This is a genomic window from Streptomyces sp. NPDC002537 (assembly GCF_053594975.1).
This window is the reverse complement of sequence record NZ_JBSFWT010000144.1, coordinates 1-10485: the sequence shown is the minus strand read 5'-3', so window position 1 is coordinate 10485 and position 10485 is coordinate 1. Positions and strand designations below refer to the sequence as shown.

At 71.8% G+C, this 10485-nt stretch carries 8 protein-coding genes; 6 read left to right on the top strand and 2 right to left on the bottom strand.

What is annotated here, in order from left to right; genetic code table 11:
• Nucleotides 1-117: 117 nt before the first annotated feature.
• Nucleotides 118-3261, bottom strand: coding sequence for an isoleucine--tRNA ligase (gene ileS, locus ACWD4A_RS34130; RefSeq protein WP_451200149.1), 3144 nt, complete (start codon nt 3259-3261; stop codon nt 118-120).
• Nucleotides 3262-3728: 467 nt separating this feature from the next.
• Between ileS and ACWD4A_RS34125 the strand changes: the two genes are divergently transcribed.
• The 5 genes from ACWD4A_RS34125 (at nt 3729) to ACWD4A_RS34105 (ending at nt 8583) form a co-directional block, all read left to right on the top strand.
• Nucleotides 3729-4532, top strand: a complete 804-nt coding sequence (locus tag ACWD4A_RS34125; RefSeq protein ID WP_451200147.1) for a TraR/DksA family transcriptional regulator — start codon at nt 3729-3731, stop codon at nt 4530-4532.
• Nucleotides 4533-4601: 69 nt separating this feature from the next.
• Nucleotides 4602-5159, top strand: coding sequence for a signal peptidase II (gene lspA / locus ACWD4A_RS34120; RefSeq protein ID WP_451200145.1), 558 nt, complete (start codon nt 4602-4604; stop codon nt 5157-5159).
• Between the two features lie 71 nt (nt 5160-5230).
• Nucleotides 5231-6172, top strand: a complete 942-nt coding sequence (locus ACWD4A_RS34115) for an RluA family pseudouridine synthase (protein ID WP_451200143.1) — start codon at nt 5231-5233, stop codon at nt 6170-6172.
• Nucleotides 6169-6651 (top strand): GNAT family N-acetyltransferase, encoded by a 483-nt coding sequence (locus ACWD4A_RS34110; protein WP_451200141.1) that lies wholly within the window; start codon nt 6169-6171, stop codon nt 6649-6651. The genes ACWD4A_RS34115 and ACWD4A_RS34110 overlap by 4 nt, the downstream gene beginning before the upstream one ends.
• Nucleotides 6652-6990: 339 nt before the next feature.
• Nucleotides 6991-8583 (top strand): Na+/H+ antiporter, encoded by a 1593-nt coding sequence (locus ACWD4A_RS34105; RefSeq protein WP_451200139.1) that lies wholly within the window; start codon nt 6991-6993, stop codon nt 8581-8583.
• A gap of 3 nt (nt 8584-8586) precedes the next feature.
• Here the strand turns inward: ACWD4A_RS34105 and ACWD4A_RS34100 are convergent, their stop codons facing one another.
• Complete coding sequence (locus tag ACWD4A_RS34100; RefSeq protein WP_451200137.1) at nt 8587-9648, bottom strand: mechanosensitive ion channel family protein; 1062 nt, start codon at nt 9646-9648, stop codon at nt 8587-8589.
• Between the two features lie 108 nt (nt 9649-9756).
• On the opposite strand from ACWD4A_RS34100, the gene ACWD4A_RS34095 reads away from it, so the two are divergent.
• The gene (locus tag ACWD4A_RS34095; RefSeq protein ID WP_451200134.1) at nt 9757-10347 is read left to right on the top strand and encodes a dienelactone hydrolase family protein; all 591 of its coding nucleotides are present in this window, start codon (nt 9757-9759) and stop codon (nt 10345-10347) included.
• The last annotated feature ends 138 nt before the right edge of the window (nt 10348-10485 follow it).

Below are 10485 nucleotides of genomic sequence, written 5' to 3'. Positions count from 1 at the left end.
CCAGCCGGCCCGGCGAGGTGACGGCGGCGAAGGCGGTGCGGACGGTGTCGATGTCGAGCGTGCGGGCGTGCTGCGAGCCGGCATGCGGCTCCCGGACGACCGGCTCTTGTGGGTTCGTTACGCCTTGCGGAGACGGAACGTCAGGGCGAGACCCTCGTCCTCGAACGGCTCGCCGTAGGAGCCGTCGGCCTCTCCGGATTCGAAGTCGGTGGCGAGCACCTCGTCCGCGATGAGCCCGGAGTGCTCGACCAGCGAGGTGGTGGTCTCCTCGTCCGAGGAGACCCAGCGCAGGGCGATCCGGTCGGCGACGTCGAGGCCGCTGTTCTTGCGGGCCTCCTGGATCAGCCGGATCGCGTCACGGGCGAGGCCCGCCCGGCGCAGCTCCGGGGTGATCTCCAGGTCGAGCGCCACCGTGGCACCCGAGTCGGAGGCCACCGACCAGCCCTCGCGCGGGGTTTCGGTGATGATGACCTCGTCGGGGGAGAGCGCCACGGTCTCGCCGTCGACCTCCACCGAGGCCGTACCCTCGCGCAGGGCCAGCGACAGCGCCGCGGCGTCCGCCTCGGCCACGGCCTTGGCCACGGCCTGGACGCCCTTGCCGAAGCGCCGTCCGAGCGCCCGGAAGTTCGCCTTCGCGGTGGTGTCGACCAGCGAGCCCCCGACCTCCGAGAGGGAGGCGAGCGAGGACACGTTCAGCTCCTCGGTGATCTGGGCGCGCAGCTCCGGGCCCAGGGCCTCGAAGCCGGCGGCCGCGACCAGCGCGCGGGACAGCGGCTGCCGGGTCTTGACGCCGGACTCCGCGCGGGTGGCGCGGCCCAGCTCGACCAGACGGCGCACCAGCAGCATCTGCCGGGACAGTTCGGGGTCGATCAGCGAGGCGTCGGCCTGGGGCCAGGTCGACAGGTGCACCGACGCGGGGGCCTCCGGAGTCACCGGGACCACCAGGTCCTGCCACACCCGCTCGGTGATGAACGGCACCAGGGGCGCCATCAGCCGGGTGACCGTCTCGACGACCTCGTGCAGCGTGCGCAGCGCCGCCGCGTCGCCCTGCCAGAACCGGCGGCGGCAGCGCCGCACATACCAGTTCGACAGGTCGTCCACGAAGGACGACAGCAGCTTGCCCGCGCGCTGCGTGTCGTACGCCTCCAGGGCCTGGGTGACCTGGTCGGTCAGGGCGTTGAGCTCGCTGAGCAGCCAGCGGTCGATCAGCGGGCGGTCGGCCGGGGCCGGGTCGGACGCGGAGGGCGCCCAGCCGGACGTCCGGGCGTAGAGGGCCTGGAAGGCGACCGTGTTCCAGTAGGTGAGGAGCGTCTTGCGGACGACCTCCTGGATCGTGCCGTGCCCGACGCGGCGCGCGGCCCACGGGGAGCCGCCGGCGGCCATGAACCAGCGGACGGCGTCGGCGCCGTGCTGGTCCATCAGCGGGATCGGCTGGAGGATGTTGCCCAGGTGCTTGGACATCTTCCGGCCGTCCTCGGCGAGGATGTGGCCGAGGCAGACCACGTTCTCGTACGACGACTTGTCGAAGACGAGGGTGCCGACCGCCATCAGGGTGTAGAACCAGCCGCGGGTCTGGTCGATGGCCTCCGAGATGAACTGCGCCGGATAGCGCTTCTCGAAGAGCTCCTTGTTCTTGTACGGGTAGCCCCACTGGGCGAAGGGCATGGAACCCGAGTCGTACCAGGCGTCGATGACCTCCGGCACGCGGACGGCGGTGTGCGAGCAGCCGTCGGCGGTGCAGGTGAAGGTGACGTCGTCGATGTACGGGCGGTGCGGGTCCAGCGCGCTCTGATCGCTGCCGGTGAGCTCGGTCAGCTCGGCGAGCGAGCCGACGCAGGTGAGGTGGTCGTCCTCGCAGCGCCAGATCGGCAGCGGGGTGCCCCAGTAGCGGTTGCGGGAGAGCGCCCAGTCGATGTTGTTGTTCAGCCAGTCGCCGAAGCGGCCGTGCTTGACCGAGTCCGGGAACCAGTTGGTCTTCTCGTTCTCCTGGAGCAGCCGGTCCTTGACGGCCGTGGTGCGGATGTACCAGGAGGGCTGCGCGTAGTAGAGCAGCGCGGTGTGGCAGCGCCAGCAGTGCGGGTAGCTGTGCTCGTACGCCACGTGCTTGAACAGCAGGCCGCGCGCGGACAGGTCCTCGACCAGCGCCTCGTCGGCCTTCTTGAAGAACTGCCCGCCGACGAGGGCGAGGCCCTCCTCGAACGTGCCGTCCGGGCGCACCGGGTTGACGACCGGCAGGCCGTAGCCGCGGCAGGTGCGGAGGTCGTCCTCACCGAAGGCCGGGGCCTGGTGCACCAGACCGGTGCCGTCCTCGGTCGTCACGTACTCGGCGTTGACGACGAAGTTGGCACCCTCCAGCTCGACCAGGTCGAACGGGCGGCGGTACGCCCAGCGCTCCATCTCCCGGCCGGTGAAGGACTCGCCGGTGGCCGTCCAACCCTCGCCCAGGGCCTTCTCCAGCAGCGGCTCGGCGACGACGAGCCGCTCCGTGCCGTCCGTCGCGACGACATAGCGGACGTCGGGGTGCGCGGCGACGGCGGTGTTGGAGACCAGGGTCCAGGGGGTGGTCGTCCAGACCAGCAGCGCGGCCTCGCCCGCGAGCGGGCCGGAGGTCAGCGGCAGCCGGACGTAGACCGAGGGGTCGACGACCGTCTCGTAGCCCTGCGCCAGCTCGTGGTCCGACAGGCCGGTGCCGCAGCGGGGGCACCAGGGGGCGACGCGGTGGTCCTGGACCAGCAGGCCCTTGTCGAAGATCTCCTTCAGCGACCACCACACCGACTGGACGTACTCGGGGTCCATCGTGCGGTACGCGTCGTCCAGGTCCACCCAGTAGCCCATGCGGGTGGTGAGCTCGGCGAAGGCGTCCGTGTGCCGGGTCACCGACTCGCGGCACTTGGCGTTGAACTCGGCGATGCCGTACTTCTCGATGTCCTGCTTGCCGTTGAAGCCCAGCTCCTTCTCGACCGCGAGCTCGACCGGCAGGCCGTGGCAGTCCCAGCCGGCCTTGCGGCCGACGTGGTAGCCCTGCATCGTGCGGAAGCGGGGGAAGACGTCCTTGAAGACGCGGGCCTCGATGTGGTGGGCGCCGGGCATGCCGTTGGCGGTCGGCGGGCCCTCGTAGAACACCCACTCGGGGCGGCCTTCGGACTGTTCGAGGCTACGGGCGAAAACCTTGCTCTCGCGCCAGAAATCGAGCACGGCGTGCTCGAGCGCGGGCAGGTCCACCTGAGCGGGTACCTGGTGGTACTGCGGCTGCGGACTCATCGGGTGCTTCCTCCGGCGGGACGTCATTGCGCTGTCCGTCGGAGGGACGAGAGACGCTGCGCTCCCGCGGTACCACCCTCCTTGGCCGCAGACGCTGCGCCTGTGGCCCCCTCATTGGGTCGCGATGCCGGTTCTACTGACCGCCGGGCGGACCCGGGGCGTTCTTCCGGCGGCTCGGGGCTGATCTTCACACCGCGCACGCCCCCGGGCTTCCACCGTCCCCGAGTCGCTCCTGGCTGCGTGCGGCGCTACTCGTCCCTTCCACGCCTTTCGCTGCGCCCAGTGTAAGGGCCCGTGCCGACCGCGGCCCACCGGATATCGGCGGGGCCGTGCGGGGACTGATTACAGGGCCGGGGGCGGGGCACAACGGTGGCGACCGGCGTGCCCCGTTGCCGCGTGCCCGGCGGGGATTTATCGTTCCGGCACGATTCGCGCGCAAGATCATAAAATGTGAAGGGGCCGCGATCATGGTGGCGAAGAAGACTGCGGCCGCGAAGGCGGCCAAGGCCGCACCCGCGCAGAAGGCCGGCCCCGCCTCGTCTGCGTCCGCGGCCGAGGCCGCTCCGGCGAGTGCGGCCAAGGCCGCTCCGGCCAAGAAGGGTGCGGCGAAGGCGGCGCCCGTGAAGAAGGCGGCGAAGGCGGCTTCGGCCAAGGCCGCCCCTGCGAACAAGAGGGCCGCGGCTTCGTCGGCCAAGAAGGCGGCGGGGGCTTCGCCCGCCAAGAAGACAGCCCCGGCCAAGGCCACCAAGAAGGCCGCTCCGGCCAAGGCCGCCAAGGCCGCTCCGGCCAAGAAGAGTGCGGCCAAGGCCGTGTCCGCCAAGAAGAGCGCGGCGAAGGCCGCCGGGGCCACCGCCGCAGCGGGCGGCGGGACAGGGGCAGGGGCGCTGGCCGTGCGGCCGGGGGAGGAGCCGTGGTCGGCCGCGGAGGTCTCGGAGGCCCGTACGGAGTTGCAGAGCGAGGTGCTGCGGCTGCGTGCGGAGATCGCCCACTCGCAGGAGGCGATCAGCGGGCTGATGCGGGACTCCGGTGACGGCGCCGGTGACGACCAGGCCGACACCGGCACCAAGAACATCACCCGGGAGCACGAGCTGGCCCTGGCCGCCAACGCCGGTGAGATGCTGGAGCAGACCGAGCGGGCGCTGGAACGGCTCGACGCCGGTACGTACGGGCTCTGCGAGAACTGCGGCAAGCCCATCGGCAAGGCCCGTATGCAGGCATTTCCGCGGGCCACCCTGTGTGTGGAGTGCAAGCAGCGCCAGGAACGCCGCTGAACCCGCCATGCGTGCGTGCCGTACCCTCGTCCTCAAGTCAGGAGCGCGGGACGACGTCGAAGGACTCACGTGACAGAGGCGGAACAGACCACCGGTACCCCGGAGAGCGGGGCGGCGGCCGGCCGGACGGGCGGAGCGCGGGGCGGACGGCGTATCGGCGTGCTCCTTGTGGCGGCCACGTTCGCCTACCTCCTCGACCTGGGCAGCAAGCTCCTCGTGGTGGCCAAGCTGGAGCACCACGACGCGATCGAGGTGTTCGGCACCTGGCTCCAGTTCGAGGTCATCCGCAACCGCGGCGCGGCCTTCGGCATCGGTGAGGCCATGACGATCGTCTTCACGGTCATCGCGTCCGCCGTGATCGTGGTCATCGCCCGGATCGCCCGCAAGCTCTACAGCCTGCCCTGGGCGATCGCGCTCGGGTTGCTGCTCGGCGGGGCGCTCGGCAACCTCACCGACCGGCTCTTCCGCTCGCCCGGCGGCTTCGAGGGCGGTGTCGTGGACTTCATCGCGCCCGCGCACTTCGCGGTCTTCAACCTCGCGGACTCCGCGATCGTCTGCGGCGGCTTCCTGATCGTGATCCTCTCCTTCCGCGGTCTGGACCCGGACGGCACCGTCCACACCGATTGAGAGCGGGCCCGCGGGGGTCCGCGCGGACGCTGCCGTACGGGCCTGTCGGAGCCGTCCGTCATACTCGACGGGTGAGCACCATTCCGGAGATCCGCGCCCTGCCCGTACCCGATGGCCTCGAAGGCGAGCGAGTCGACGCCGCCATCGCCCGTATGTTCGGCTTCTCCCGCACCAAGGCGGCGGAGCTGGCGGCGGCGGGCAAGGTCCAGCTCGACGGCGCGGCGGCCGGGAAGTCCGACCGGGTGACCGGCGGGGCCTGGCTGGAGGTCGAGATGCCGGCCGCCCCCGCGCCCGTGCAGATCGTCGCCGAGCCCGTCGAGGGCATGGAGATCGTCCACGACGACGACGACATCGTGGTGATCGTCAAGCCCGTCGGCGTGGCCGCGCACCCCAGCCCCGGCTGGACCGGCCCCACCGTCATCGGCGGTCTGGCCGCCGCGGGCTACCGCATCTCCACCTCGGGCGCCGCCGAGCGCCAGGGCATCGTGCACCGCCTGGACGTCGGCACCTCCGGCCTCATGGTCGTCGCCAAGTCCGAGCGCGCCTACACCCTGCTCAAGCAGCAGTTCCGCGAGCGCACGGTCGACAAGCGCTACCACACGCTGGTCCAGGGCCACCCGGACCCGATGAGCGGCACCATCGACGCCCCCATCGGCCGCCACCCCAACCACGACTACAAGTGGGCGGTCACCGCCGACGGCAAGCCGTCGGTGACGCACTACGACCTCATCGAGGCGTTCCGCGCCGCCAGCCTCCTCGACGTCAAGCTGGAGACCGGCCGCACGCACCAGATCCGCGTGCACATGTCCGCCCACCGGCACCCCTGCGTCGGCGACCTCACCTACGGCGCCGACCCGACGCTCGCCAAGCGGCTGAAGCTCACCCGCCAGTGGCTGCACGCCGTCCGGCTGGGCTTCGAGCACCCCGAGGACGGGCGCTGGGTGGAGTTCGAGAGCGAGTACCCGGAAGACCTGCGGCACGCCCTGGAGATCATCCGGGCCGAGAGCTCATGAGCCCGGCGGCGCCCGTGACCGTGCGCGTCGTCGGCCCCGACGACCTGAGCGGCTGCCACGCGGTGCGCCGTGAGGTCTTCGTGGCGGAGCAGGGCGTCCCGGAGGCCGAGGAGATGGACGCGTACGACGCGCACGCCGTCCACTTCCTGGCCTCCGGCCCGGCCGGCCCCGTGGGCACGGTCCGCTTCCTGCACGGCGCGCCCGCCCGGAAGAAGTACGGCCACGCGGGCGTGGCCGACGACACCACGGCCGTCCTCGGGCGGCTCGCCGTCACCCGTGCCGCACGCGGCACGGGCCTGGGCGCCGTCCTCGTCCGCGCCGTGGAGGAGGAGGCCCGGCGGCTGGGGCTGACCCGGGTCTATCTGGAGGCGCAGACGCATGCGCTCGGCTTCTACGAGCGGTTGGGGTACGGGGCGTTCGGTCCCGTCTTCGACGAGGGCAGCGGGATTCCGCACCGGGCCATGGTGAAGGTGCTCTGACGCCTGGCGCCTTGGCGGCCGGCGGTCGGCCGGGGCGCCCGGGTGCGCCTGCGGCGGGCTTGTTCCCCAGCCCCGCCCCTTCCCGAAACTGGGGGCAAGCCCCCAGACCCCCGCAACACGGCTTCGCCGCGTTGTCCTCAAACGCCGGACGGGCTGATTTTCCGGACCGTGGGTTTTGACCCACAGGTCCGCAGGTTGCGGACTACGGTCCGCGAGATTCAGCCCGTCCGGCGATTGAGGACGCGGTCGTAGGCCGCTCCGATCCTCCCGAGCCGCCTCGCAGAGCCCGTGGCAGGCTGGGGCTGGTCGAAATGCGGTTATATCGCCCGGAGGGCCCCCGTGGATCAGCTCGCCCTGTTGTTCGTCCTGCTCATCGGGGCGGTCGTCATGGTGCCGCTCGCGGACCGGCTGGGGCTGCCCTCTCCGGTGCTGATGACGCTGGCCGGGATCGTCCTCGCGCTGCTGCCCTTCGTACCCAATGTGGCCGTACCGCCGGAATTCATTCTTCCGCTGCTGCTGCCGCCCCTGCTCTACGCCTCGGTGCAGCGCACTTCCTGGCGGCAGTTCACGGCCAATGTGCGGCCCATCTTCCTGCTCGCCGTGGCGCTCGTGTTCGTCACCACCGCGGCCGTCGCCGTGGTGGCCGATGCCGTCGTCCCGGGGATCTCGGTGGCCGCGGCCGTCGCGCTCGGCGCGCTCGTCGCCCCGCCCGACCCGGTCGCCGCCACCGCCGTCGCGGGCTCCCTCGGACTGCCGCGCCGCCTGGTGTCGATCCTGGAGGGCGAGGGTCTCTTCAACGACGTCACCGCCATCGTGCTCTACCACGTGGCCATCGCCGCGGCCGTCAGCGGCAGCTTCTCGCTCCCTGGCGCGTTCGGCGAGCTGGTGCTGTCCGCCGTGGTGGCCGTGGCCGTCGGACTGGCGCTCGGCTGGGCGGCCAAGCGGCTGATGGACCTGCTCGGCGACGCCACGCTGCAGATCGGCCTGACCCTGCTGGTCCCGTTCGTCTCGTACGTCCTCGCCGAGGAGTTCAAGGGCTCCGGCGTCCTCGCGGTGCTCACCTCCGCGCTCTTCCTCGCCGAGTACGCCATGGACGCCGACGACGTCCTCGGACGGCTCGCCGGGCACACCTTCTGGGAAGTCGTCGACACCCTCGTCACCGGTGTCGCCTTCGGCCTCATCGGCCTCGAACTCCACCACGTTGTCGGCGTCGCCGCGGGCCGCTGGGGCGAGATGCTGAGCGTCAGCGCCGCCGTCGTCGGGGTCGTCGTGGGCGTACGGCTGCTGTGGCTGCTGCCCGCCGCCTGGCTGGCGAAGCGGCTGCACAGCCGCCGGGACATCGACGAGGACATCCCGCTGAGCTGGCGCGAGACCGTGATCATGTGGTGGTCCGGGATGCGCGGGGTCGCGTCCGTCGCCCTGGCCCTCGCCATCCCGCTGACCATGGACGACGGCTCGCCCTTCCCCGCCCGCGACGAGATCCTCTTCATCGCCTTCGCCGTCATCATGGCCACCCTCGTCCTGCAGGGCCTGACCCTGCCCCGGCTGGTCCGGCTGCTGGGCGTGCAGCCGGACGCCGACGCCGAGCGGGAGTTCGCGCGCAGGCTCGCCGTCCGCGCCGCCAAGGCCGCCAAGCTCCGGCTCATGGAGATCGGCCAGGGCGAGGAGATCCCCGACGACCTCATGGAGCAGCTCAAACGGCGCGCGTACGACGTCGGCGCCCGCATCAGCCCCGACATGCTCGACGAGGAGCGGCGCGAGGCCCACGCCCGGCGCGTCGACCGCATCCGCACCGTCCAGCGCATCCAGGGCGAGATGCTCTCGGCCGCCCGCCACGAGGTGCTCGCCGCCCGGAGCGAGCCCGGCGCCGACCCCGAGGTGGTCGACCGGGTACTGCGCCACCTGGACGTACGGAGCCTGCGCGGCGGCTGACGCTCAGACCGCCCCGGAACCGGGCGCGTCCGCCACACCCGGCGCGGGCGCGGTGTTCACCCGCGGCAGCGCGTACGGGTGCTCGCGCCGCAGCCACGCGATCAGCTGTTCGCGCACCACGCAGCGCAGCGCGAAGATGTCGTCGGCGTCCTTCGCGGTCACCAGCGCCCGCACCTGGATCGTGGTCGGAGTGGTGTCGGTGACCACCAGGCTCCAGTTGCGCTCGTCCCACTCCAAGGAGGACTTGAGCACCTGGTGCAGGTGCTCGCGCAGCAGGTCGATCGGCGCCGAGTGGTCGAGGTGCAGGAAGACCGTGCCGGTCATCCGGGGGCTGTTGCGCGACCAGTTCTCGAACGGCCTGCCCGTGAAGTACGACACCGGCATGGTGATGCGCCGCTCGTCCCAGGTGGCCACCACCAGATAGGTGAGGGTGATCTCCTCGACCTTGCCCCACTCGCCGCCGACCACGACGGTGTCCCCTATGCGCACCACGTCGCCGAACGCGATCTGGAGCCCCGCGAACAGGTTCCCCAGCGTCGACTGGGCGGCCACACCGGCCACGATGCCGATCAGGCCCGCCGACGCCAGCAGCGACGTCCCCACGGTCTGCATGTCCGGGAACGTCAGCAGCATCGCGGCGGCCGCCACCACACAGATGGCCGCGGCGACGATCCGCTGGATCAGCGTCACCTGCGTACGCACCCGGCGCACCCGGGCCGGGTCGGGCGCACCGGCCGCGTAGCGCGCGTACATCGCCTCCACTATCGCGACGGCGACCCGTACCCCCAGCCACGCGCACGCCCCGATCAGCACCAGGGTCAGCGCCTGGCCGACCGCCTGCCGGCGCCACGCCGTGAGGTCCGCGGAGAGATAGCCGACCCGCAGCAGCGCCGTGCACAGCACCAGCCGGAACGGCCACCGGCAGCGTCGCAGCAGGCCCCAGAACGGGGTGTCCGGGCTCCGGGCGCCGATCCGGCGCAGCGCCTGGTCCGCGATCCACCCCACGATCGCGGTGACGACCAGCGCGCCGCCGATCACGTACAGCGGGCGCAATATGCCCTCCATGGACACCTCGGCTCCTTCCGGCCGGCCGCGGCTCACCGGTGGACGCTTCCCTCCGACCGTAACTGGCACGATGGGGGCACGCGATCCACCTGTAAGGAAGTGACTCCAGTGGCGTCCTCTACCACGATTGTCCTTTTTCATTCGGCCTACGGTCTCCGGCCGGCCGTGCACGCCGCCGCCGAGCGGCTGCGCGCCGCCGGGCACGAGGTGCACGTCCCCGACCTCTTCGACGGCCGGACGGCGGACACCGTCGAGGAAGGCATGGCGATCAAGGACGAGATCGGCAAGGAGGAGCTGCTGAAGCGCGCCATCACGGCGGCGGCACCGCTGTCCGACCGCGGGCTGGTCTACGCCGGCTTCTCGCTCGGCGGCTCGATCGCGCAGAACGTGGCCCTGGCCGACGAGAAGGCGCGCGGGCTGCTGCTCCTGCACGGCACGTCCGACCTCGCCGAGGACGCCTCCGTGGACGAGCTGCCCGTGCAGTTGCATGTGGCGGACCCGGATCCGTTCGAGCCGCACGACTGGCTGAACGCGTGGTACCTGCGGATGCGGCGGGCCGGGGCGGAGGTGGAGGTGCACCGTTACCCGGGGGCCGGGCATCTGTTCACGGATCCGGAGCTGGCGGATTACGACGCGGAGGCCGCCGATTCCGCGTGGCGGGCGGCGCTGGCGTTTGTGGACGAGGTCGCGGGGGGCTGAGCCCCGCCGCTGCGCCTGCGGCGGGCTTTGTCCCCCACCCCGCCCCTTCCCGTAACCGGGGGCAAGCCCCCAGCCCCCCGTAACACGGCTTCGCCGCGTTGTCCTCAATCGCCGGACGGGCTGGATTTTCAGCCCGTC

Coding starts and splice junctions, on each gene's coding strand:
- ileS (WP_451200149.1), bottom strand. CDS start 3,261: ATGAGTCCGCAGCCGCAGTACCACCAGGTACCCGCTCAGGTGGACCTG.
- ACWD4A_RS34100 (WP_451200137.1), bottom strand. CDS start 9,648: ATGGAGGGCATATTGCGCCCGCTGTACGTGATCGGCGGCGCGCTGGTC.
- ACWD4A_RS34125 (WP_451200147.1), top strand. CDS start 3,729: ATGGTGGCGAAGAAGACTGCGGCCGCGAAGGCGGCCAAGGCCGCACCC.
- ACWD4A_RS34110 (WP_451200141.1), top strand. CDS start 6,169: ATGAGCCCGGCGGCGCCCGTGACCGTGCGCGTCGTCGGCCCCGACGAC.